The sequence below is a fragment of the Streptomyces sp. PA03-3a genome (assembly GCF_033792735.1).
Taxonomy (GTDB): Bacteria; Actinomycetota; Actinomycetes; order Streptomycetales; family Streptomycetaceae; genus Actinacidiphila.
Genome location: NZ_JARAVM010000012.1, coordinates 188,577 through 212,249 on the forward strand (window position 1 = coordinate 188,577; position 23,673 = coordinate 212,249).

The 23,673-nt window shown below is 72.7% G+C and carries 22 protein-coding genes; 17 read left to right on the forward strand and 5 right to left on the reverse strand.

Going from position 1 to position 23,673, the window contains the following annotated elements; genetic code table 11:
* The first annotated feature begins 67 nt into the window (after positions 1-67).
* Positions 68-1,465, forward strand: a complete 1,398-nt coding sequence (locus PV342_RS17220) for a wax ester/triacylglycerol synthase family O-acyltransferase (protein ID WP_500317742.1) — start codon at positions 68-70, stop codon at positions 1,463-1,465.
* Between the two features lie 75 nt (positions 1,466-1,540).
* Here PV342_RS17220 and PV342_RS17225 read toward each other — a convergent pair whose 3' ends face one another.
* Positions 1,541-2,035, reverse strand: coding sequence for an inorganic diphosphatase (locus PV342_RS17225; protein ID WP_018558507.1), 495 nt, complete (start codon positions 2,033-2,035; stop codon positions 1,541-1,543).
* A 142-nt stretch (positions 2,036-2,177) separates the two neighbouring features.
* On the opposite strand from PV342_RS17225, the gene dacB reads away from it, so the two are divergent.
* The 12 genes from dacB (at position 2,178) to PV342_RS17285 (ending at position 15,278) form a co-directional block, all read left to right on the forward strand.
* Positions 2,178-3,587, forward strand: a complete 1,410-nt coding sequence (gene dacB / locus PV342_RS17230) for a D-alanyl-D-alanine carboxypeptidase/D-alanyl-D-alanine endopeptidase (RefSeq protein ID WP_018558508.1) — start codon at positions 2,178-2,180, stop codon at positions 3,585-3,587.
* Between the two features lie 788 nt (positions 3,588-4,375).
* Positions 4,376-5,554 (forward strand): zinc-dependent metalloprotease, encoded by a 1,179-nt coding sequence (locus PV342_RS17235; RefSeq protein ID WP_386987963.1) that lies wholly within the window; start codon positions 4,376-4,378, stop codon positions 5,552-5,554.
* Between the two features lie 178 nt (positions 5,555-5,732).
* The gene (gene tilS / locus PV342_RS17240) at positions 5,733-6,719 is read left to right on the forward strand and encodes a tRNA lysidine(34) synthetase TilS (RefSeq protein WP_400804115.1); all 987 of its coding nucleotides are present in this window, start codon (positions 5,733-5,735) and stop codon (positions 6,717-6,719) included.
* A gap of 36 nt (positions 6,720-6,755) precedes the next feature.
* Positions 6,756-7,295 (forward strand): hypoxanthine phosphoribosyltransferase, encoded by a 540-nt coding sequence (hpt, locus tag PV342_RS17245; protein ID WP_037731546.1) that lies wholly within the window; start codon positions 6,756-6,758, stop codon positions 7,293-7,295.
* Positions 7,296-7,487: 192 nt separating this feature from the next.
* Complete coding sequence (gene ftsH, locus PV342_RS17250) at positions 7,488-9,539, forward strand: ATP-dependent zinc metalloprotease FtsH (RefSeq protein WP_026250884.1); 2,052 nt, start codon at positions 7,488-7,490, stop codon at positions 9,537-9,539.
* 134 nt (positions 9,540-9,673) lie between these two features.
* Positions 9,674-10,282: a GTP cyclohydrolase I FolE gene (gene folE, locus PV342_RS17255; RefSeq protein ID WP_361001636.1), complete on the forward strand. Its 609-nt coding sequence runs from the start codon at positions 9,674-9,676 to the stop codon at positions 10,280-10,282.
* A gap of 155 nt (positions 10,283-10,437) precedes the next feature.
* A complete protein-coding gene (locus PV342_RS17260) occupies positions 10,438-12,195 on the forward strand; it encodes a phosphatidylglycerol lysyltransferase domain-containing protein (RefSeq protein ID WP_400804110.1) in 1,758 nt (585 codons plus the stop codon).
* A gap of 23 nt (positions 12,196-12,218) precedes the next feature.
* Complete coding sequence (gene folP / locus PV342_RS17265; protein WP_329187184.1) at positions 12,219-13,073, forward strand: dihydropteroate synthase; 855 nt, start codon at positions 12,219-12,221, stop codon at positions 13,071-13,073.
* Entirely contained in the window at positions 13,070-13,555 is a 486-nt protein-coding gene (locus PV342_RS17270; protein ID WP_326574927.1) for a nuclear transport factor 2 family protein, read from the forward strand. Before folP ends, PV342_RS17270 begins: the two co-directional genes overlap by 4 nt.
* Before the next feature lie 227 nt (positions 13,556-13,782).
* A complete protein-coding gene (gene folB, locus PV342_RS17275; protein ID WP_018558516.1) occupies positions 13,783-14,142 on the forward strand; it encodes a dihydroneopterin aldolase in 360 nt (119 codons plus the stop codon).
* On the forward strand, positions 14,139-14,729 hold the full coding sequence (folK, locus tag PV342_RS17280; RefSeq protein ID WP_361001626.1) for a 2-amino-4-hydroxy-6-hydroxymethyldihydropteridine diphosphokinase: 591 nt from the start codon (positions 14,139-14,141) through the stop codon (positions 14,727-14,729). Before folB ends, folK begins: the two co-directional genes overlap by 4 nt.
* Before the next feature lie 54 nt (positions 14,730-14,783).
* On the forward strand, positions 14,784-15,278 hold the full coding sequence (locus PV342_RS17285; protein ID WP_329191137.1) for a DUF3180 domain-containing protein: 495 nt from the start codon (positions 14,784-14,786) through the stop codon (positions 15,276-15,278).
* Between the two features lie 638 nt (positions 15,279-15,916).
* Here PV342_RS17285 and PV342_RS17290 read toward each other — a convergent pair.
* The gene (locus PV342_RS17290) at positions 15,917-16,537 is read right to left on the reverse strand and encodes a GPP34 family phosphoprotein (RefSeq protein ID WP_400804105.1); all 621 of its coding nucleotides are present in this window, start codon (positions 16,535-16,537) and stop codon (positions 15,917-15,919) included.
* Positions 16,538-16,550: 13 nt separating this feature from the next.
* Positions 16,551-17,747 (reverse strand): ABC transporter ATP-binding protein, encoded by a 1,197-nt coding sequence (locus tag PV342_RS17295; protein ID WP_400804188.1) that lies wholly within the window; start codon positions 17,745-17,747, stop codon positions 16,551-16,553.
* 169 nt (positions 17,748-17,916) lie between these two features.
* Here PV342_RS17295 and PV342_RS17300 point away from each other — a divergent pair, with 169 nt between their 5' ends.
* From PV342_RS17300 to PV342_RS17315, 4 genes are all read left to right on the forward strand, one after another.
* Positions 17,917-18,597, forward strand: coding sequence for an ABC transporter permease (locus PV342_RS17300; protein WP_400804102.1), 681 nt, complete (start codon positions 17,917-17,919; stop codon positions 18,595-18,597).
* Positions 18,597-19,307 (forward strand): ABC transporter permease, encoded by a 711-nt coding sequence (locus PV342_RS17305; RefSeq protein ID WP_386988732.1) that lies wholly within the window; start codon positions 18,597-18,599, stop codon positions 19,305-19,307. Before PV342_RS17300 ends, PV342_RS17305 begins: the two co-directional genes overlap by 1 nt.
* Positions 19,304-20,269, forward strand: a complete 966-nt coding sequence (locus tag PV342_RS17310; protein ID WP_400804099.1) for an ABC transporter substrate-binding protein — start codon at positions 19,304-19,306, stop codon at positions 20,267-20,269. Before PV342_RS17305 ends, PV342_RS17310 begins: the two co-directional genes overlap by 4 nt.
* Before the next feature lie 172 nt (positions 20,270-20,441).
* Positions 20,442-21,434, forward strand: coding sequence for a hypothetical protein (locus PV342_RS17315; RefSeq protein WP_400804096.1), 993 nt, complete (start codon positions 20,442-20,444; stop codon positions 21,432-21,434).
* 39 nt (positions 21,435-21,473) lie between these two features.
* Here the strand turns inward: PV342_RS17315 and PV342_RS17320 are convergent, their stop codons facing one another.
* Together PV342_RS17320 and PV342_RS17325 are read right to left on the reverse strand one after the other, a co-directional pair.
* Positions 21,474-22,616, reverse strand: coding sequence for an NADH-quinone oxidoreductase subunit D (locus PV342_RS17320; protein ID WP_361001611.1), 1,143 nt, complete (start codon positions 22,614-22,616; stop codon positions 21,474-21,476).
* Between the two features lie 20 nt (positions 22,617-22,636).
* The gene (locus PV342_RS17325) at positions 22,637-23,650 is read right to left on the reverse strand and encodes an SAM-dependent methyltransferase (RefSeq protein WP_500317748.1); all 1,014 of its coding nucleotides are present in this window, start codon (positions 23,648-23,650) and stop codon (positions 22,637-22,639) included.
* Positions 23,651-23,673: the final 23 nt, after the last annotated feature.

Consider the following 23,673-nt stretch of genomic DNA (forward strand, 5'->3'; position numbering starts at 1 on the left):
AGGGGTTTCACTTCACCATCTGGAGTCCGTTCCGGGGCAAACCGCGATCTTTCGGAGGCATGAAGCCTTGGCTGACGAGCACCTGAGCCCGCTGGACCTCGCGTTCTGGAACCTGGACTCCCCGGGCCACCCCATGCACCTGGGTGCCGTGGCCGTCTTCGACCGCGACCCGGAACGCCCGGTCGACGCCGACGGACTCGCCGCGCTGCTCACCGCCCGTGCCGAGGCCGTTCCGCGGATGCGGCAGCGTGTGAAGGACGTCTGGTACGGCGTGGGCGGCGCCGCCTGGGCGGCCGACGAGCACTTCGACGCGCGGCACCACGTCCACGCCGTACGGCGGACGGACGCCTGGGCCGCCGTCGCCGAGCTGATGGCCCGCCCCATGGACCGCCACCGGCCGCCGTGGGAGGTCTACGTCATCGAGGGCGCCCCCGACGCGCCCTTCCGCATCCTGGTCAAGCTGCACCACGCCCTCGCCGACGGGCTGCGCGCCGTGGAGTTCGGCGCCGCGCTCCTCGACCAGGGGGCCCGCATGCCGGCCCCGGCTTCCGCCCCGGCTTCCGCCCCCGCGGCGCCGCGGAAGGGCGCCGAGGCGGCCGTACCGGCCCAGGTCCGGGCCCCCGGCCTCCACCTGCCCGCGCTGCCGCTGCCCGATCCCCGGCAGGTCGTCGCCTCCCTGCCGGACCGGGTGCGTGAGGCCGGACGCGCTCTGGGCATCGGCTCGGCCGTGCTGCGCGCCTCCCTCGACCCCGGCGGGCCCGCCGCGCTCGGCGCGGCCTGGACGCCCGGCGGCGCCGAGCGGCGCTTCGCCACGGCCTCCCTCGACGTCGACGACCTGCACCGGGTCCGCAAGACCAGCGGCGGCACCGTCAACGACGTCGTCATGGCCGTCGTGGCCGGCGCGCTGCGGCGGTGGATGGAGGCGCGCGGCGACGACCCGGCGGGCCCGGGGCCGCGCGCCCTGATCCCGGTGGCGCGCCGCCGCCGCAGAGGCGTGCGCGGCGGCCGGGGCAACCGCATCTCCGGCTACCTGCTGCGGCTGCCGGTCGGCGAGCCCGATCCGCTCGCCCGGCTGCGCGACGTGCGCGCGGGCATGGACCGCAACAAGGACGCCGGGCCCGACACCGGCCCGGGTGCCGTCGCCCTGCTGGCCGACAGCGTGCCGCCGCTCGCCCACCGCTTCGCCGCCCCGCTGCTCGCCGCCTCGGCGCGGCTGCTCTTCGACGTACTGGTGACCAACGTGCCGATGCTGGACGTGCCGCTCACCCTGGACGGCTGCCGCATGACGGAGCTCTACCCGATCGCCCCGCTCGCCCGCGGCCAGTCCCTGGCCGTCGCCTGCTCCACGTACCGTTGCCGGGTGCACATCGGGCTGCTCGCCGACGCGGAGTCGCTGCCGGACGCCGACACGCTCGCCGCCGCCCTGCACGGCGCGCTGGCCGAACTCCTCGACGCCTGCGGGTGAGGCCGCCCGGCACGCGCGAGGGCGGCGCGCCCCGGCAGGGAGCGCGCCGCCCTCGTCGCGGCGGGAGCCGGCGGGTCAGTGACCGCCGTGCTCCTTCAGGCGCTTGTAGGACGCCTCGATCTCGGCCTCGGCCTCGCCGCGGCCCACCCAGTTGGCGCCCTCGACGGACTTGCCGGGCTCCAGGTCCTTGTAGACCTCGAAGAAGTGCTGGATCTCCAGACGGTCGAACTCGGAGACGTGGTGAATGTCACGCAGGTGCTCGACCCGGGGGTCCGAGGCGGGCACGCACAGCAGCTTGTCGTCGCCGCCGGCCTCGTCCGTCATGCGGAACATGCCGATCGCGCGGCAGCGCACGATGACGCCGGGGAAGGTCGGCTCGTCGAGCAGCACCAGGGCGTCCAGCGGGTCGCCGTCCTCGCCCAGGGTGTTCTCCACGAAGCCGTAGTCGGCCGGGTAGACCGTCGAGGTGAACAGGTGCCGGTCCAGGCGGATACGACCGGTCTCGTGGTCCACCTCGTACTTGTTGCGGGAACCCTTCGGGATCTCGATCGTTACGTCGAACTCGAGCACAGCCTGTCCTCCATGATCAGCACATACTTCTGGTGATTAAGTGTCTCCCACGCTTGTGTGTGGTCGCGAAAGGGGCTGGTCCGGGGTGCCCGTTCCGAAGAACTGGCAGGTGGTGGCAGGCTCGGCTGCCGCAGGATTTGCCGTGGCGCTGACGGCCGTGGCCGCAGCGGGACCGTGGGAGTCAGGCCAGCGTACGGCCGAACGGGCGATCGCCGCCTCCCGGGACGGTCAGGGGAAGCAGGCGCGACCCCACAAGAAGGGGGCGACAGGCGGTCACAAGGGGGCGCTCGCCCCGGTGCCGCCCGCCGCCCCCGAGGTGCTCGCCGCCGTGACCGGTCCGCACAACGCGCCGGTGCCGACCAAGGCCGGACTGGCAGGGCGGCTCGGCCCGTTGCTGTACGACGGGGCGCTCGGCTCGCTGACGACGGGCGCCGTCGTCGACGCCGTCTCGGGCCGGACGGTGTGGGGGCAACGCCCCGGCACACCCGCCGTGCCCGCGTCCACCACGAAGGTCGCCACGGCCGTCGCGTCCCTGTCGCTGCTCGGGGCCGACCACCGCCTCACCACTTCCGTGGTCGCCGCGGGCAAGGACCGCGTCGTCCTGGTCGGCGGCGGCGACCCCACCCTGACCGCCCGCGCGAAGCCCGGCGGCGGCTGGACGGCCGCCTCCCTGCGCACCCTCGCCTCGGACACCGTCCGCGCACTGCGGGCCAAGGGCGTCCGCTCGGTGAGGCTCACGTACGACACCTCGCTCTTCACCGGCCCGGCCGTCCACCCCATCGGGCACAATGACAACATCGCCCCCGTCACCGCCCTGATGGCCGACGAGGCCCGCAGCGACGGCAAGAGCGTCAAGGGCCCCGCGGCCCGCCACGCCGACCCGGCGGCCAAGGCCGCGGAGGCCTTCGCGGACCTGCTGCGCAAGGGCGGCGTCAAGGTGGAGGGCGCGGTGAAGGCCGGCAAGGCGCCCTCGCACGCGCAGGCGGCCGACCGGCTGGCGGAGGTGCGGTCCGCGCCCCTGGCCGACCTGGTCGAGCGCATGCTCACCAACAGCGACAACGACATCGCCGAGGCGCTCGCCCGGCACACCGCGCTCGCCGCGGACCGCCCGGGGTCCTTCTCCGGCGGCGCCAAGGCCATCGGCTCCGCACTCCGCGAGCTCGGTCTCCCGCTGAAGGGGGCCCGCTTCGCGGACGGCAGCGGGCTCGACCGCACCGACCACCTCACGGCGGAGCAACTGGCGCGGCTGCTGGCGCTGGCGGCCGACCCCGACCACCCGGAGCTGCGCCCCGTCCTGACCGGGCTGCCGGTCGCCGGCTTCAGCGGGTCCCTGCGGGAACGCTTCACCTCGTCGCGCGGAGGCGCGGGGCTGGTCCGCGCGAAGACGGGGACGCTCACCGGGGTCAACGCGCTCGCCGGGACGGTGGTGGACGCGGACGGCCGGCTGCTCACGTTCGCCTTCCTGACCAACGGCACCACCAATCCCGTGGCAGCACAGTCCGCCCTCGACCGCCTCGCCGCCGGACTCACCACCTGCGGCTGCCGCACGTAGCCGCAGGCCCCGCCGGCGGCGGCCGACCGCGACCCGGTGGGGTCGCGGTGGGTGGGGCCGCGCGCCGGATCGGGCTTTCGCGCCGTGTCGCGCCCTTCGGGCGCAAAGCGCCGGCTGCGGACGGGCAGGTGGGGGTCCGGGGCCGCTCGGCAGCGTGCGGGTGGGTGGACGGTTGGGTTCAGGCGCCGGAGCGGGTCACTTTCCGCTGGCGTGGCTCTCGTTGCCGTCCGCGGGTGCAGATGGCCGCTTCCACGCCTACTGCCGGTGTTGGGCGCGCCCGCCGTGACCCGCGTCTGCGGCTGCTTCGAGGTGCGGCCGGGTGCTCGATGGAGATCGGGCTCTGTTTCGACGGTATGGACGTCGAAACAGAGCCCGACCTTTGAGCCGGGTGAGATCGGGCTCGCTTTCAGCGTCATAGCCGTCGGAACAGGGCCCGATGTCGGGGAATCACCCGCAGACGCCGGTTACGGCGGGCGCGCCACCCACGAACGGTGGGCGTGGTCACCGGCCATCTGCACCCGCGGCGGGCAGCGAGACCGCAACCGTACGAACAACCGGCCCCGCTCCGGCGCCTGAACCCCGGCCACCCACCGACCCGCACACCGCAGACCGGCCCCGAACCCCCACCCTCCCGTCCGCAGCCGGCGCTTTGCGCCCGCAGGGCGCGAGACGGCGGGACAGCGGAACCACCGGCGGCACCACGGCACGCGACCCCCACGCGCCCCGACCCGCCCGCGCCCCGGCGAGGAACGCTCCCGGCGAGGGGGACAAGCACGTACCGTGAAGGAATGACGAGCATCGGTGGTGCGGAGATGGTCGACTGGAATCTCGCGGTCGCGACCGCGACCCGCTTCGTGCGGCCCGGCCCGGAGGTCAACCGGGACGAGGCGCGCGCGGTCGTGGCGGAACTGCGGCGGCACGCAAAGGAGTCGGAGGCGCACGTCCGGGCCTTCACCAGGATGTTCGGCGACCAGGAGGACCCGGCCGACACCGGGACCCCGGTGCTGATCGTGGACCGCCCGGGGTGGATCAAGGCGAACGTCGCCGGCTTCCGCGAAGTGCTGAAGCCGCTGCTGGACAAGATGCAGGCCCGCAAGCCGGGCGGCCCCGGGGGTGCCGTTCTGGGCACCGTGGGCGGGAAGGTGACCGGGGTCGAGGTCGGGATGCTGCTGAGCTTCCTGGCCTCGCGCGTGCTCGGCCAGTACGAGACCTTCGCCCCCGCGACCCGTGACATGCCGGCCGGCCCCGCCGCGCCCGGCCCGGGCGAGCCGCGTACCGGGCGGCTCCTGCTGGTGGCCCCCAACATCGTCCACGTGGAGCGCGAACTCGACGTGGACCCGCACGACTTCCGGCTGTGGGTGTGCCTGCACGAGGAGACCCACCGGACGCAGTTCACGGCCGTGCCGTGGCTGCGGGACCACATCGAGCAGGAGATCCAGGCCTTCCTCGGCGAGACGGAGATCGACCCGTCGACGCTGATCGAGCGGCTCCGTGAGGCGTTCCAGGCGTTCTCCTCCGGCAGCCGGCCCGACTCGGAGGAGGCCTCGGTCGACGCGGACGGCGACGAGGGCCGCAGCCTGATCGACCTGGTGCAGACCCCGAACCAGCGGGAGATCCTGGGCCGGCTGACCGCGGTCATGTCGCTGCTGGAAGGGCACGCCGACTACGTGATGGACGGCGTGGGGCCGGACGTCGTGCCGTCGGTGGCCGAGATCCGCGAGAAGTTCCAGCGCCGCAGGCAGAGCGGAGCCGGGCGGATGGACATGGCGCTGCGCAAACTGCTGGGTCTGGACGCCAAGCTGCGGCAGTACCGTGACGGCGAGCGGTTCGTGCGGGCGGTGGTGGACGAGGCCGGGATCGACGGCTTCAACCGGATCTGGACCTCGCCCAACACCCTGCCCACCAAGCAGGAGATCGCCAAACCCGCGGACTGGGTGGCACGGGTGCACGGGCGGAGCGAAACCTGAGTCGACCCGGGGCACAGAAGGGCCCCGGGGCCTCCCGGTTCACCCGTCCGAGGGACCGTGGGCGCAGGGTAAGCGTGCGATGCTCGAGTATCGCACGCTGTCTGTCACCATCTAGCTACCCTGCGTCATCTTCACCGTCCCGACGCCTCCCCCAGCCTCTCCAGGAGGGAAACCGGACATGGGTCCCCACCCCGCGGTCGCGGCGATACGCCTGGCGGTCCGCCGCGTACTCCAGGACATCCTGACCGACCACCCCGGCGGCAGCCCGCTCGTGCTGGCCGCCTGCAGCGGCGGAGCCGATTCGATGGCCCTCGCCACCGCCCTCGCATTCGAAGCGCCCAAGCTCGGCATCCGGGCCGGCGGTGTCACCGTCGACCACGGCCTGCAGGAAGGCTCGGCGACCCGCGCCGTCGACGTGGCCGACCGCCTGCGCGGCCTCGGACTCGCCCCGGTGGACGCCGTCGAGGTCACCGTCGGCCGTCAGGGCGGCCCGGAGGCCGCCGCGCGCGACGCGCGGTACGCCGCGCTGGACGCCGTCGCGGAACGCGCCGGCGCCTCCGCCGTGCTGCTCGGCCACACCCGGGACGACCAAGCCGAAACGGTGCTGCTGGGTCTGGCCCGTGGTTCCGGCATCCGGTCGCTGTCCGGTATGCCCGCCGTCAACGGGCGCTACCGCCGCCCCTTCCTGCTGCTGGACCGGGACACGGTCCGCAAGGCCTGCCTGGTGCAGGGCATCGACGTGTGGGAGGACCCGCACAACCACGACCCCGCCTACACCCGCTCCCGGGTCCGCCACGAGGCGCTGCCGGTGCTGGAGAAGTCCCTGGGCAAGGGCGTCGTGGAGGCGCTGGCCCGCACCGCCCAGCTCTCCCGGGACGACGCCGACGCCCTCGACCAGTGGGCGGCCCAGGCCGAGCGGTCGGCCGCCGACGCCGACGGCGGGCTGGACGTCGCCCGGCTGCTGACCCTTCCCGCCGCGGTGCGCCGCCGGGTGCTGCGCCGTGCGGCCGTCGCGGCGGGCTCGCCCGCCGGTTCGCTCTTCGCGCGGCACATCGAGGAGACCGACCGCCTGCTCACCGGATGGCGTGGGCAGAAGCCGCTCAACCTACCGGGCGGCGTCGCCGTCGGCCGGCGGAATGGCAGACTGTTCTTCCAGGCCCTGTAGACCGAGCCGGAAGTTGTGCGGGTGAACGAGAACGACATGGGCACCGACCTCGAGAAGGTGCTCATCTCCAAGCAAGAGATCGACGCCAAGCTGGCGGAGCTGGCTGCGCAGATCGACAAGGACTACGAGGGCAAGGACCTGCTGATCGTCGGCGTCCTCAAGGGCGCCGTCATGGTGATGGCGGACCTCGCGCGAACGCTGTCCTCCCAGGTCACCATGGACTGGATGGCCGTGTCCTCGTACGGCGCGGGGACCAAGTCCTCGGGTGTCGTGCGGATCCTCAAGGACCTGGACACCGACATCGCCGGGCGGGACGTCCTGATCGTCGAGGACATCATCGACTCCGGTCTGACCCTGTCCTGGCTGATCAGCAACCTGGGCTCGCGCCGCCCGGCCTCGCTCGAGGTCTGCACGCTGCTGCGCAAGCCGGACGCCGCCAAGGTCGAGATCGATGTGAAGTACGTCGGTTTCGACATCCCCAACGAGTTCGTGGTCGGCTACGGCCTGGACTTCGCGGAGAAGTACCGGAACCTGCCGTTCATCGGCACCCTTGCGCCGCACGTGTACGGCGGCTGAGGCTCCGGGAACCCCGACGCCCTCCTCCGCGTTGGAGGGTGGTAACGCTGTTTGTTTACGGTCTCCGGCAACTTCGGGTGACAATGCTGGGGTACCGTCCGAAGGTCGGTTCATACACCGGATGCACCGGCGGCCCCCAGGCCGCGGTGCCTCACTGTGGCAGGAGGGACGGGGCGTGTTCGCCCCGCATGGATGGACGTGAAGCGCTATTTCCGTGGGCCAGTCATGTGGATCGTGCTGGCTGTCCTCGCTGTGGTCGTCTTGATGCAGGTCGTCGGCTCGTCCGGCGGCTACAAGACGGTGGACACCGGCCAGGCCATTGAGGCCATCAACAGCAACCAGGCCAAGTCCGCCGAGCTGACCACAGGCGACGAGAACACGATCAAGGTCGAGCTCAAGGACGGCGCCAAGGTAGGCGGCAAGGACCTGGGCTCCAAGATCAAGGCGAGCTACATCGGCGACCAGGGCGTCGACGTGGCGAAGATCCTGCAGGCCAAGGTCGACGACACCGACAAGAGCACGCTGCCCGACGGCTACACCGTCGCGCCCTCGAAGCAGAACGCCTTCGTCGGCATTCTGCTGTCGCTGCTGCCCTTCGTCCTCATCGTCGTGGTCTTCCTGTTCCTGATGAATCAGATGCAGGGCGGCGGCTCCCGGGTGATGAACTTCGGGAAGTCCAAGGCCAAGCTGATCACCAAGGACACCCCGAAGACGACCTTCGCCGACGTCGCGGGCTCGGACGAGGCCGTCGAGGAGCTCCAGGAGATCAAGGAGTTCCTGCAGGAGCCGGCGAAGTTCCAGGCCGTCGGCGCCAAGATCCCCAAGGGTGTGCTGCTCTACGGCCCGCCCGGAACGGGCAAGACCCTGCTCGCGCGCGCCGTCGCCGGCGAGGCGGGCGTCCCGTTCTACTCGATCTCCGGATCCGACTTCGTCGAGATGTTCGTGGGTGTCGGCGCCTCGCGTGTCCGCGACCTGTTCGAGCAGGCCAAGGCGAACGCCCCGGCCATCGTCTTCGTCGACGAGATCGACGCCGTCGGCCGGCACCGCGGTGCGGGTCTCGGCGGCGGTCACGACGAGCGCGAGCAGACGCTCAACCAGCTGCTGGTCGAGATGGACGGCTTCGACGTCAAGGGCGGCGTCATCCTGATCGCCGCCACCAACCGCCCGGACATCCTGGACCCGGCGCTGCTGCGCCCGGGCCGGTTCGACCGGCAGATCGCCGTCGACCGCCCCGACCTGCAGGGCCGTCTGGAGATCCTCCAGGTCCACCAGAAGGGCAAGCCGGTCGCCCCGGACGTCGACCTGAAGGCCGTCGCCCGCCGCACCCCCGGCTTCACCGGTGCCGACCTGGCGAACGTCCTCAACGAGGCGGCGCTGCTCACCGCGCGCAGCGACAAGAAGCTGGTCGACAACGCGATGCTGGACGAGGCCATCGACCGTGTCGTGGCCGGCCCGCAGAAGCGCACCCGGATCATGTCCGACAAGGAGAAGAAGATCACCGCGTACCACGAGGGCGGTCACGCCCTGGTCGCCGCGGCTTCTCCGAACAGCGACCCGGTGCACAAGATCACGATCCTGTCGCGCGGCCGTGCCCTCGGCTACACGATGGTCCTGCCGGACGAGGACAAGTACTCCACCACCCGCAACGAGATGCTCGACCGGCTCGCCATGACCATGGGCGGCCGCGCGGCGGAGGAGCTGGTCTTCCACGACCCGACCACCGGTGCCGCGGACGACATCGAGAAGGCCACCACCACGGCCCGCGCGATGGTGACCCAGTACGGCATGACCGAGCGGCTGGGCGCGATCAAGTTCGGGACGAGCGACGGGGAGCCCTTCCTCGGCCGTGAGATGTCCCACCAGCGCGACTACTCGGAAGAGGTCGCCGGGCTGGTCGACGAAGAGGTCAAGAAGCTCATCGAGACCGCGCACAACGAGGCGTGGGAGATCCTCGTCGAGAACCGCGACGTCCTCGACAACCTGGTTCTGGCCCTCCTGGACAAGGAGACGCTGAACAAGGAGGAGCTCGCCGAGATCTTCAAGCCGATCGTCAAGCGCCCGCCGCGTCCGGCCTGGACGGGTTCCTCGCGGCGTACGCCGTCGACCCGCCCGCCGGTGCTCTCGCCCCGTGAGCTCGCCCTGACCAACGGCACCCAGCCGACGGCCAACGGCAGCGCCACGGCGTCCCTGAGCAAGCCCGCCGAGACGGTGGAGCTCCCGGAGGAGCCGAACCCCGAGGCCTGACACCTCGGACGTGGCCTTGGTCACGGACATCGGAATGCGTGCCGCGCCCCCCAGGTTTCCTATCCTGGGGGGCGCGGCGTTTCCGCGGTTCCCGCGGTTCGACGCATTCGGTACGTCTGAGGAACGAGGCACACATGACCGACCCGGTGACCCTTGAGGGCGCACTGCGCCCCGTCGGCGAGTTCGACGAGAAGCGTGCCGAGAACGCGGTCCGTGAGCTGCTGATCGCGGTCGGGGAGGACCCCGAACGCGAGGGTCTTCGGGAGACCCCCGCGCGGGTGGCCCGGGCGTACCGGGAGATCTTCGCCGGGCTCTACCAGGAGCCCGAGGACGTCCTGACGACCACCTTCGACCTCGGCCACGACGAGATGGTCCTGGTCAAGGACATCGAGGTGCTGTCGAGCTGCGAGCACCACCTGGTGCCGTTCGTGGGCGTCGCCCACGTCGGCTACATCCCCTCGTCGGACGGCAAGATCACCGGCCTGTCGAAGCTGGCCCGTCTGGTCGACGTCTTCGCCCGCCGCCCGCAGGTGCAGGAGCGGCTGACCACGCAGATCGCGGACTCGCTCATGCGGATACTCGAACCGCGCGGCGTGATCGTGGTCATCGAGTGCGAGCACATGTGCATGACGATGCGCGGGGTCCGCAAGCCCGGCGCGAAGACCATCACCTCGGCGGTGCGGGGGCAGTTGCGCGACTCCGCCACCCGCGCCGAGGCGATGAGCCTGATCATGGCCAAGTGACCTGAGGGGCCGCGGCCCCCGGCCGTCCCGGCCGATGTGCTCGTTCCCCGCCCGGTGACGGAACCCATGTGGCGGAGTCCACGTCCTACAGGGCGCAAATCTCCGACGAGAGTGGGGCGTGCGGTGTGATCCGCATCGCCGGGGCGTGGTGAGCGATGTCTGTCGTGGCAGAGGAAGATCCCGCCGTCCGGGTTCCCCGGGACAGGGTGCGACGGCTCCCACGGGCGCTGCCGGCGTCAGCGGCGCCCCGCGTGATGGGGACGGCGTGTGCCCTGGTGGGGCTGGCGGACCTCGCGGCGGGGGTGTTCCCCGGCTTCCGGCACAGCCGGATGGACGGGCTCGCCGGGGTCTTCCCCGGGACGGTCACCTCGGTGGCCGCGGCGGCGGGGGTGGTCATCGGCATCCTGATGCTGATGCTGGCGCACGGCCTCAAGCGGGGGAAGAGGCGTGCCTGGCGGGCAGCCGTCCTGCTGCTGCCGGTCGGTGCGGTGGCGCAGGTGCTGCACCGGCACTCGCTGGGCGGAGCCGTGCTGTCGACGGTGCTGCTGGCCCCGCTGATCAGGTACCGGGCGCAGTTCTCGGCGCTCGGCGACCCGCGCACCCGGCTGAGGGCCGTCGCGGCCTTCGCGTGGCTGAGTGTGCTCAGCCTCGTGGTGGGGCTGTTCATCGTCAGCGCCCACCCGGCGGCGGGCACGGGCGGCCCGACGTGGCCGCAGCGGTTCGCCGAGGTGCTGTACGGGCTGTTCGGCTTCGACGGGCCGGTCGCCTACGCCACCGATCAGACGGCCGACGTCGTCGCGTACTCACTGGGCGGGCTGGGCTTCCTGACCGCCGTGACCACCGCGTACCTGGCGCTGCGCCCGGCCTCCCCGGTCGCCGAGCTGACGGCCGGGGATGAGGAGCGGCTGCGCGCGCTGCTGCGGCGGCACGGGGCCCGTGACTCCCTGGGGCACTTCGCGCTGCGCCGGGACAAGAGCGTGGTCTTCTCACCGAGCGGCAAAGCCGCGGTCTGCTACCGCGTGGTGTCGGGGGTGATGCTGGCCAGTGGCGACCCGATCGGCGACGTGGAGGCCTGGCCGGGGGCGATACAGCGCTTCATGGCCGAGGCCCGGGCGCACGCCTGGATCCCGGCGGTCATGGGCTGCAGCGAGACCGGCGGCGAGGTCTGGACCCGGGAGACCGGTCTGGACGCCCTGGAGCTGGGCGACGAGGCCGTCGTGGAGACCTCCCGCTTCTCCCTGTCCGGGCGGGCGATGCGCAACGTGCGGCAGATGGTCAAGCGCACCGAGCGGGCCGGCTATGTGTGCCGGGTCCGGCGTGTGGCGGAGCTGGGCGAGGAGGAACGCGACGCGGTCCGCCGCGCGGCCGAGGCCTGGCGGGGTACGGACACCGAGCGGGGCTTCTCCATGGCGCTGGGCCGCTTCGGCGACCCCGCGGACGAGGAGTGCGTGGTGGTGACGGCGCACGACGGCCAGGACGCGCTGCGGGCGGTGCTGCACTTCGTGCCCTGGGGCGAGGACGGCATGTCGCTGGACCTCATGCGGCGCGACCGGTCCGCCGACCCGGGGCTGAACGAACTGCTTATCGTGGCCGCGCTGGGCGAGGCGCCGCGGCTGGGCGTGCGGCGGGTGTCGCTGAACTTCGCGATGTTCCGGTCGGCGCTGGCCCGCGGGGAGCGGCTCGGCGCGGGGCCGGTGCTGCGGACCTGGCGGGGCCTGCTGGTCTTCCTGTCCCGGTGGTTCCAGATCGAGTCGCTGTACCGGTTCAACGCCAAGTTCCAGCCCGAGTGGCTGCCGCGCTTCCTGGTCTTCCGGGCCACCGGGGACCTCCCGCGGATCGGGCTGGCCGCCATGCGGGCCGAGGGATTCGTCACCCTGGCCCTCCCCGCCTGGGCCTCACGGCGCCTGCGGTGAGCGGCCCGCTCTAGGCTGAGCCCATGGGTACGTTGCGCGGCCACGTGGCCGGATTGCCGTCCTGGGACCGGTGCGCGGTCATGGGCGTGGTGAACGTCACGCCGGACTCGTTCTCGGACGGCGGCGAGTGGTTCGACACCGAGCTGGCGGTGAAGCACGGCCTGGACCTCGTCGCGGCCGGTGCCGACATGGTGGACGTCGGCGGCGAGTCGACCCGTCCGGGCGCGGCGCGGGTGGACGAGGCGGAGGAACTGCGCAGGGTCGTCCCGGTCGTGCGCGAGCTGACCCGGGCCGGGGCAGTGGTGAGCGTGGACACGATGCGGGCCGCGGTCGCGGAGAAGGCGGTCGAGGCGGGCGCGGTCCTGGTCAACGACGTCAGCGGCGGTCAGGCGGACCCGGCGATGATCCCGGTCGTCGCGGCGACCGGCAGCCCGTTCATCGTGATGCACTGGCGGGGCCAGAGCATCGACATGAACAACCGGGCGGTCTACCGGGACGTCGTGGGCGAGGTCACAGCGGAGCTTCGGCACAGCTTCGACCGCGCCGTGGCGGGCGGCATCGACCCGGAGCGGATCGTCCTCGACCCGGGGCTGGGCTTCGCGAAGAACGCCGAGCACGACCTGACCCTGATCGCCCACCTGGAGGACCTGCGGGCCCTGGGCCGCCCCCTGCTGATCGCGGCCTCCCGCAAGCGGTTCCTCGGCCGGGTGCTGGCCGGCGAGGGCGGCGATCCGCCCCCGGCGAGGGAGCGCGACGCCGCCACGGCCGCCGTCACCGCCATCGTGGCGGGCCGCGGCGCCTGGGCGGTCCGGGTGCACGAGGTGCACGACAGCGCCGATGCCGTGCGGGTCGCACGGGCACTGGAGGGGGCACGATGACGCCGCGCACAGCCGAGGCCGCACGGGTCGAGCAGGCGAACCAGGCGTTCTACGACGCCGTGGAGCGGTCCGACCTGGACGCGCTGGAGGAGCTGGTGCTGACCGGCCCGCTGGCGGAGACGGTGTCCGTGGTGCACCCGGGCTGGCCCGTGCTGCGGGGACGCCGCGAGGTGATGCGCTCGTACGCCCTGATCATGGCGAACACCGAGTACATCCAGTTCTTCCTGACCGACGTCGAGGTGGCGGTCGACGGCGACACGGCCCTGGTGACCTGCACCGAGAACATCCTCACCGGCGGCCCCGCCGAGGAGGAGGGCGAGATGGGCTCGCTCGTGGGCGGCCTGGTGGTCGCCACGAATGTGTTTCGGCGCACATCCGAGGGCTGGCGGCTGTGGGTGCACCACGGCTCGCCGGTGATGGCCGACGGCATCGACGAGGACGCCGCGGAGGACGTGGACAACGGCGGCGAGGGGTCCGCCTGAGGCGTTCTGACCACCCGTTCGTGCCAAGAACCGGCAAGAAGTGGTGAAGGCCCGAGTAGGACGCCGCGTCCCCGGGTAAGCGCCGGGCGGTCGGCCGCCTCGCCGCCCGGTACTCGGGACTGTCGGCGGTCGAAGGTACATTCGAGTAAGGGCAGTGCGGCCCTCCCCTCCCGCTGGGCGGGCGGACCGCGCCCGTCCGTCCGTTCGTCGACCTGCGGGAGTGAATCGTGGATCGTGTCGCGCTGCGCGGCCTGAAGGCCCGCGGGCACCACGGCGTGTTCGAGCACGAGCGCCGCGAGGGCCAGGACTTCTTCGTGGACCTCGTCCTCGGCCTGGACACCGCCCCCGCCGCCGCGACGGACGACCTGACCAGGACCGTGCACTACGGCATCGTGGCCGAGGAGGTCACCGCCGTCGTCGAGGGCGAGCCCGTGGACCTGATCGAGACCTTGGCCCAGCGGATCGCCGACCAGGTCCTCAAGCACGACCTGGTCCAGGAGGTGGAGGTCACCGTGCACAAGCCACAGGCCCCGATCACCGTCCCGTTCGCCGATGTGTCCGTCACCATCACCCGGAGGCGCCCGTGAGCTACGACCCCACCGTGCAGCCCGTCCCCGCCTCCGTCGTCGCGCAGGTCGACGCCGCGGACTCGACGCTGCAGAACCCGAAGTTCGCCGTCATCTCGCTGGGCAGCAACCTCGGCAACCGCCTGGAGACGCTGCAGGGCGCCGTGGACGCCCTGGAGGACACCCCGGGCCTGCGGGTGAAGAAGGTCTCCCCGGTGTACGAGACGGAGCCCTGGGGCGTCGAGCCGGGCTCGCAGCCGAACTACTTCAACGCCGTGGTCCTGGTCAGGACGACGCTCCCGCCGTCCTCGCTGCTGGAGCGCGGACGGGCGATCGAGGACGCCTTCGCCCGGACCCGCGGTGAGCGCTGGGGTGCGCGCACCATCGACGTCGACATCGTTGCCTACCAGGGCGTCGTCTCCGACGACCCGGAGCTGACGCTGCCGCATCCGCGGGCGCACCAGCGCGCCTTCGTGCTGGCGCCGTGGCTCGACATCGACCCCGGCGCCGAGCTGCCGGGCCAGGGGCCGGTGGCGGGTCTGCTGGCGGGCGTGGGCCGGGAGAGCGTGTGGTCCCGGGGCGACGTGGAACTCAGGCTGCCGGAGTAATCGTTACGATCCCGTCCGTACGTTCGTCGATGTGATGTGGGGAGCGAGCACCCGGTGAAGGCGCTGCGCATCAGGACCCTGGTCGGACTGTTCGTGGTCGCCGGAGTGCTCTCGTGGGCGGGCGCGAAGCTGTGGGACTCGCTCGGCACCCTGCCGGGCGTGCCCGTGGCCGCGCCGATCGTGCTGGCGCTGATCGCCGCCGTCCTGGCGGCGACGGCGCTGTCGCTGCGCTCGCGGCTGCGCGCGCAGCGTGAGCGGCGTCCGGGGGCGAAGGGCGTCGACCCGCTGCTGGCCGCCCGCGCGGTGGTCTTCGGCCAGGCCAGCGCCCTGGTCGCCGCTCTGGTCGCGGGGATGTACGGCGGTGTGTGCGCCTTCCTCCTGATGTACCAGATGGACAGCGACCCCCGCCGCGACCAGGCGATCTACGCCGGTGTCGCGGTCATCGCCGGCGTCGCCGTCTGCGCCGCCGCGATCTTCCTGGAGCGGGTCTGCCGCCTCCCCGAGGACGAGGACGACAACCGCACCGGCACGGTGGGCGGCCGCGCGTAGCGCGGGGCACCGGGGGCGCGGCGCTGATGGGTGGCGCCCTGCCGGTGCTTCGGGTGTCCCGCCGTCTCGCGCCCTGCGGGCACAATGCGGCCGGCCGCGATGGGAGGGTGGCGGTCCGGGGCCGGTCGGCAGGGTGCGGGTGGGTTGGTGGCCGGGGTTCAGGCGCCGGAGCGGGGCGGGTCGTTCGTCCGGTTCCGTTCTCGTTGCCGTCGGCGGGTATGGATGGCCGGAGGCCCCGCCGAATGTCCGTGGGTGGCGCGCCCGCCGCGCCTGCCGTGACCGGCGTTGGTGCTTCCCCCTCGGGCTCTGTTCCGACGTCCATACCGCTGATGGCGGGCCCGATCTCCCTCAGGCCCTCGGCAGTACCCCGAAATACCCGCAGACGCGGGTTACGGCGGGCGCGCCCACCGCCCACGGGTGGCGTGGAAGCGGCCATCTGTACCCGCGGGCGGCAACGAGACCTCCGCCGGCGGAAAGGTGACCCGTTCCGGCGCCTGAACCCCAGCCACCGACCCACCCGCACACTGCGGACAAGGGCCGCCCCCACTCTCCCATCCGCAGCGAGCGCTTTGCGCCCGAAAGGGCGCGAGATGAACCCGCACCCGCCCACCGGCCCCACCGGCCCGGTACGCGCGGGCTCAGTAGCCCCGCCGGACGTTCTCCGCCGCGGCGTCGGCCTGGCGCCGGGAGCGGCGCCGGCGTTCGGAGGCCAGCTCGGCCAGCGCGTCGTCGAGGGCGGCCAGGACGCGGGCCGCGGAGGCGTCGCTCACGGCCGGTGCCGCGTCGGCGGCAGAGCCGCGGCGCAGGCCGAGCGTGGTGGTCAGGGCGGCCAGGACGGGTTCGTCCGCCGCCATGCGGGCGGCCGCGCGCCGCCGGGCGCGGGAGTCGGTCAGCACGGTCCGCGTGTCGCGGACCAGCCAGTTGCGGTGCCGTTCCCTCACCACCTGGCCCTCGGCCGCCAGGCCGGTCAGGTACGCGTCGGCCAGCCCGCGGCCGCGGCGCCACAGCCAGTCGCCGGGCGCCTCGTACGGCGCCCCGCGCACCAGCGAGGCCATGGCCTCGGCCAGCAGGGGGTCGGCGATCTCCGGGTGCCCGTCCGGCACCAGGCGGCCGCCCTCCAGGGCGACGGCCCCCGCGGCCAGGAGGTCGACGGCCTCGGCCGCGGCGAGCGCGAGCGAGAGGTCGCCCGGTTCCACGGCGGGTTGGGCGGCCGCGGCCCGTTCCAGGGCGGTGATGATCAGGTCCCGCGGGGTGGTCATGGAACGCTCCGCATCACGAGGCTTCGGCGTCCGGTTCCGTCCGGCGATTGTCGCCCGCTCCGGCCGGGGCCGCCACCGGCTGCCCCGCTCCGGCCTCGTCGCCGTCCTCGCCGTCCTCGTTGACCGAACGGCGCAGCGCCGCGTGGAGCGTCGCCGGGGTCAGCACCCCGGCGAAGCGGTCGCCGTCCACGACGGCTATCCAGCCCGCGTCGTGCTGGAGCATCGCGCTGAAGGCCCGCTTGAGGGGGGAGCCCACCGGGACCCAGGCCTCCAGACGGCGGGTGTGGTCCGCCACGGTGCCCGAGGTGAGGGTGCCCGCGGCGACATAGCCGCGCAGCCCGCCGTCGTCGTCGAGCACGACCGCGTAGGGGTCGCCCTGCTTCGCCAGGAGGGCGGCGGCCTCCGCGGCCGGCGAGCCGACCCGCACGACGGGCGGGTGCTCCAGGTCGGCGGTCTCGACCGGGGTGACGGACAGCCGCTTCAGACCGCGGTCGGAGCCGACGAAGTCGGCCACGTACGGGGTGGCGGGGGAGCCGAGCACCGTCGCGGGGGTGTCGTACTGCTCGATCCGGCCGGGGCCGAAGACCGCCATGCGGTCGCCGAGCCGGACGGCCTCCTCGATGTCGTGTGTGACGAACAGCACGGTCTTGCGCACCTGTTCCTGCAGTCGCAGGAACTCCGACTGCAGCCGCTCCCGCACCACCGGGTCGACGGCGCCGAAGGGCTCGTCCATCAGCAGCAGCGGGGGATCGGCCGCCAGCGCCCGGGCCACGCCGACCCGCTGCCGCTGGCCGCCGGAGAGCTGCTCGGGGTAGCGGGCGCCGTGCACGGACGGGTCCAGGCCGACCAGTTCCAGCAGCTCGGCGGCGCGCGCCCGGCGCTTGGCGCGGGTCCAGCCGAGCAGGTGCGGCACGGTCTCGGTGTTCTCCAGCACGGTCTTGTGCGGGAACAACCCGACGTTCTGGATGACGTAGCCGATGCTGCGGCGCAGCCGTACCGGGTCGGTGCGGGCGATGTCCTCGCCGTCCAGCAGGATCCGGCCCGCGGTGGGCTCGATGAGCCGGTTGACCATCTTCATCGTGGTGGTCTTGCCGCAGCCGGACGGCCCGACGAGGGTCACGAGTTCGCCCTCGCGCACCTCGAAGGACAGGTCGTCGACGGCTGTCGTGCCGTCGGGGTAGCGCTTGGTGACGTTCTCGAAGCGGATCATCGGGCCCTCTCGTCGGCGCTGGGCGGTACGGCTCACCCCCCAGCTTGGTACACGCTCGGCGACGGATGTGAAGGGGGTGTTGCGAGGATGTGGCAGGACACCGGGAATGTCCGTGGTCGGGTTTACGCTCACCTGCATGATCTGAACCGGGCGGGGGAGGTGGCATCGCATGGCCGGACAGGACTGTCTCGCGGCGAACGAATGGATATGCGGCGAGTTCGTGCGCACGCGCAGCCAGGAGTTGCTGGACGCGGGGGCCGAACATCTGTGGATCACCGCGGCGTCGGTGGCCGCCGGTGTGCTGCTCGCGCTGCCGCTGGCCCTGCTCGCCCGGCGCTGGCGGGCGGCCGCGGCGCCGGTGCTGGGGGTGACGACCGTGCTCTACACGATCCCGTCGCTGGCCCTCTTCTCGCTGTTGGTGCCGGTGTTCGGGATCTCCGCGTCGGTGGTCGTCACCGGCCTGACCCTGTACTCGCTCACCATCCTCGTCAGGAACTTCCTGGCCGGACTGGACGCCGTGCCCGAGGACGCGCGGGAGGCCGCGCGCGGCATGGGCTACGGACCGATACGCCTGCTGTGGGAGGTCGAGCTGCCGCTGGCGCTGCCCGCAGTGATGGCGGGTGTGAGGATCGCCACGGTCGCCACGATCTCCCTGACCACGGTCGGCTCGATCGTCGGCTACGGCGGTCTCGGCAATCTCATCAAGGACGGCATGAAGACCTACTTCAAGGCGGAGGTGCTCACCGCGTCCGTGATCTGCGTGGTGTTCGCCCTCGTCGCCGATCTGCTGCTGCTCGGGGTGCAGCGGCTGCTCACGCCATGGACCCGGGCCGCGAAGGCGGTCGGCTGATGGGGACGATCCCCGGCGCGTGGGACTGGCTGACCACGGGCGCCAACTGGACCGGCACCGACGGGGTCCTGCAGCGGCTCGGCGAGCACCTCGTGCTGACCTCGGTGTCCCTGGCCATCGCCTGCGCCGTGGCCCTGCCGGTCGCGGTCCTCCTCGGCCACCTCGGCAAGGGCGGCGCGCTCGCCGTGAACCTCTCGAACGTCGGGCGGGCGGTGCCCACCTTCGCCATCCTGGTGCTGCTCGTCGTCGCGACGAACTCGGCGCGCTACTGGCCCACCATCATCGCGCTGGTGCTGTTCGCCGTCCCGCCGCTCCTCACCAACACCTACGTCGGCATGCGCCAGGTCGACCGGGACGCGGTGGAGGCCGCCCGCGGCATGGGGATGACCGGCGGTCAGCTGCTGGCGCGGGTGGAGCTGCCGCTCGCGGCGCCCTTCGTCATGAGCGGGGTGCGCTCGGCCGCCGTCCAGGTCGTCGCCACCGCCACGCTCGCCGCGATGCCCGGCGAGGGCGGCCTCGGCCGCATCATCACCGCGGGCTTCTCCCAGTACGACACCCCGAAGGTCGTCGCGGGCGCGGTGCTCGTGGCCGCGTTCGCCCTGCTCGTTGAGGGAGTCTTCCTGTTGCTGCAGCGCCTGGTGTCCCCGACGCGGAAGTCCCGACCCGCCCGAAGACCTGCCCGTTCCACCCATCAGATGGAGTTCACATGAGCAAGGCCCTGCGCACCGCCACCGCCCTGGCCGCTGTGGCGGTCCTCTCCGCGGGCCTGGCGGCCTGCGGCGGCGACAGCCTGGAGAAGAGCGGGGGAGGGGGAAGTTCGCCGGCCGGCGGCTCCAAGGGCTCCCTGACCGTCGGCTCCGCCGGGTTCACCGAGAGCACGGTCCTCGCGCAGCTGTACTCGCAGCTGCTGACCGACGCCGGCTACAAGACCACGATCAAGACGGTCGACAACCGCGAGCTGTACGAACCCGCCCTGGAGAAGGGCCAGATCGACGTCGTCCCCGAGTACGCGGCCACGCTCGCGGAGTTCCTCAACGCGAAGGCGAACGGCAAGGACGCCGCGCCCGTCGCCTCCTCCGACGTCGACGCCACCGTCCAGGCGCTCAGCGAACTCGCCGCCCCGCGCGGGCTGAAGGTGCTGCCGGCCGGGGAGGCCGTCGACCAGAACGCGTTCGCGGTCACCAAGGACTTCTCGCAGAAGAACGACCTCAAGACCCTCTCCGACCTCGGGAAGTCGAAGATCAAGGTCAAACTCGCCGCGGGCGAGGAGTGCTCCATCCGCCCCTTCTGCTCGCCGGGCCTGAAGAAGACCTACGGGATAGACGTCACCTCGGTCGACGCCAAGGGCGTCGGCACCGTCCAGGCCAAGCAGGCCGTCAAGGACGGCACCGACCAACTGGTGCTCACCACGACGACGGACGCCACCCTCGACCAGTTCGGCCTGGTGCTCCTGGAGGACGACAAGGGCCTGCAGAACGCCGACAACGTGCTGCCCGTCGTCAACGCGAAGGAGGCCGGCGGGGCGGACGTCGCCGCGGCCCTGGACAAGCTCACCCAGGTGCTGACCACGGCCGACCTCACCGAGCTGAACAAGCAGGTGGACTCGGAGCGCAAGAAGCCCGAGGACGTCGCCGCCGACTACCTGAAGTCGAAGGGCCTGCTGAAGGGCTGAGCCCCGCGGGCCGGGCCGGCCCGACGGACAAGATCGAATAAATGGTGGCGGGAGGGTGCTCACGTGACGATTCGTATGCGCGTGAGCGCCCTCCGTGTTTGTCGTTGGGTGTTCGGTGAGAAATCGGATGCCGCGGCCCCACACGACCCACCGGCACGCTAAGTTCCCTACCATGCCCCGTGGACGCCACCGCCATTCCCAGCCGCTGCACCGGCTGCTCCCGCCCGCGACGGTTGCCGGCTCGGCCGCGGCCCTCGCCGTCGGCGCACTGGTGATCGGTGATCCGGTGCTGCTCCGTGTGTTCGTCGTCGCGGCGGCGGGTGTCGCCGGTGGCGGCGCCTTCCTCCTGCGCAGTTGGGACCGCGCCGCGGGCAAGCAGGTCGCCGATCTCAAGACCGCGCGGGTGCGCGACGAGTGGCGTGCCGACGAGCGGATCGCGGAACTCGAGGTGGACCTCGAGGACTCCCGCGAGCTGCGCGGCAAGCTGGAGAACAAACTGCGCGGCAAGCGCGCCGAACTGGCCCGGCTCCGCTCGGAGCACGCGGACCTGCTGCGTCGCTACGCCACCGCCGAGTCCGAGCGGGCCCGCGCCCTGGAGGACGGCCGCGTCGCGAAGAAGGCGGTCAGCTCCGCGCTCCCCGTGCCCTACACGGCGCCGGTCAGCCCGGCCGCGTACCTGCGGGCGTCCGCCGCGCTGCGGGACCTGTCGCGCAACGGGGCCCGCCAGCAGGCCGCGCTCACCGTCGAGGAGGCACGCCGCCGCGACCTCGCGGACACCGACGAGCCGCAGGGCAAGCACGCGCTGGACCCGGCGGTGCGCGACCGTCCCGACGACGCCACCACCAGCGGCAGCGGGAGCAACCCGGCACTGCCGGTGCGTCAGCCCAAGCTCGTCCCGGCGGTCGCCGCGGCCGTGCTGCCCTACGCCAGGCCGAACCGGCAGGCCAGCCGCGCCCAGGGCGGCTTCGACTTCTTCGGCACGAAGAACGAGAAGGCCCGCCCCCAGGAGCTGGAGGCGGCCGGCGAGACGGCGCCCGCGGACGCGGACCTCGCCGATGTCGTCGGGGACGAGGCGGTGGCCGAGCAGGCCGAGGTCATCGACCTGACCGTGCACGACGAGACCGAGCAGCTCGACCTCAGCGAGCTGCGCGCCCGCTCCTCCTGACATCCGGCGGCCGCGGGCCGCCCGGGGGCGGCCCGCCGGTCACTTGTCGATGTCGCCGACGACGAAGAACATCGAGCCCAGGATCGCCACCATGTCGGCGACGAGCGTGCCCGGCAGCAGCACGGCCAGCGCCTGGACGTTGTTGTAGGACGCCGAGCGCAGCTTCAGGCGGTACGGCGTCTTCTCGCCCTTGGAGACGAGGTAGTAGCCGTTGAGCCCGAGCGGGTTCTCGGTCCAGGCGTACGTGTGGCCCTCGGGGGCCTTGAGCACCTTCGGCAGCCGCTGGTTGACGGGGCCCGGCGGCAACTCGGCCAGCCGGTCCAGGCACGCGTCGGCGAGGTCGAGGGCGTTGTGGGTCTGCTCCAGCAGCACCTCGAAGCGCGCCAGGCAGTCGCCCGCGGTGCGGGTGGGGACCTTCAGGGTGTCGGCGAGCTCCCCGTAGGCCAGGTAGGGCTCGTCCCGGCGCAGGTCGAAGTCGACGCCCGAGGCCCGGGCGATCGGCCCGCTCACCCCGTAGGCGTGCACGTTCTGTGCGGAGAGGACGCCGACGCCGCGGGTGCGGCCGCGGAAGATCTCGTTGCCCAGGACGAGGTCGTCGAAGGTCCCCATGCGGGAGCGCACCTCGGCGACGGCGCCGCGGACCCGGCCGTGCCAGCCGTTGGGGAGGTCCTCCTTGAGGCCGCCCACGCGGTTGAACATGTAGTGCATACGGCCGCCGGAGACCTCCTCCATGACCGCCTGCAGGTCCTCGCGCTCGCGGAACGCGTGGAAGATCGGGGTGATCCCGCCCAGTTCGAGGGGGTAGGAGCCGAGGAACATCAGGTGGTTGAGCACCCGGTTCAGTTCGGCGAGCAGCGTGCGGGTCCACACCGCGCGCTCCGGCACCTCCATGCCGAGCATGCGCTCCACGGCGAGCACGACGCCGAGTTCGTTGGAGAAGGCGGAGAGCCAGTCGTGCCGGTTGGCCAGCATGATGATCTGGCGGTAGTCCCGGGCCTCGAAGAGCTTCTCGGCGCCCCGGTGCATGTACCCGATGATCGGCTCCGCCGAGCCGATCCGCTCGCCGTCCAGGCTCAGGCGCAGGCGCAGCACACCGTGTGTCGAGGGGTGCTGCGGGCCGATGTTCAGCACCATGTCGGTGCCCTCGGCCGCGCCGCCGATGCCGATCGTGGTCTCCGTCATGGCCCCAGTTTCCCATCCCTTTACGTGGCCGGGGCCGTGCCCCCCGGGGCTCTCCCGGCCGCGGGCACAGGCTGCTCCAGCCAGAGGAAGCCGCCGAGCCCGAACGGGTCGGTGAGTTCGGCCGCCTGGCCCGCGCGGGCCAGGGCGCGCACGTAGCCGGCGGGGTCGGAGGAGGCCAGCGAGAGCGGTGGACGGCCCCCGGTGACCCCCAGGGCGCCCAGGGCCTCGCGCTGGCTGCGCAGGACCGCCCCAGGGCCCGCGCAGGCGTCCATGGCCACGTGTGCCGTGATGTCGCAGGAGCCGTCGGGCACCGGAGGCGAGAGCTCGCGGCCCGCCCGGAACGCGGTGAGCGTCCCGTACGGCGGGCGGGCCCCGGCCAGGTGGCCGTAGTCGACCGCGACGGCGAGCCCGGCCTCCAGGGAGGCCACCGCGGACGCCCAGGCGGAATCCCGCCAGCGGCCGATCTCCGCCCTGGTCCCGGCCTCCGCGCCCTCGACCGGCCACCAGCGGCGCAGCCAGTCGGCGTCCTCCCCGGCCGCCGGCTCGCCGAGGCGTTCGGCGCCGTCCGAGGCGCGGACGAGGACGTGCCGGGGCACCCCGTGCGCGTCGGTCTCCACGACCGCGACCGGCACGTTGTCCAGCCACTCGTTGGCGAACAGCAGGCCCCGCAGGCCCCGTGGGAGCTTCTCGGACCAGCTCACCCGGGCGTCCAGGCCGTCCGGTCGCGGGGCCTTCTCCACCGCGTACGGACGCAGGCGGGCGCCCAGCGTGGCGGGAACCACATCGAGCACCCCCGTGAGCAGTTCCCCGGCGCCCGCGCCGACGTCCACCAGGGCCAGTTCGGCGGGGTGCCCGAGGTCCGCGTCGACGCGCTCCAGGAGCCGGGCGACGGCCCCCGCGAAGAGCGGCGAGACGTGGACCGACGTGCGGAAATGGGCGGCCGGGCGCTCCTGCCGGAAGAATCCTCCCGGGCCGTACAGGGCCCGCTCCGTGGCCTCCCGCCACCCCGTCCACACGGCTGTGCTGTCGATCACGCCTCCACCGTATGCGCACAACC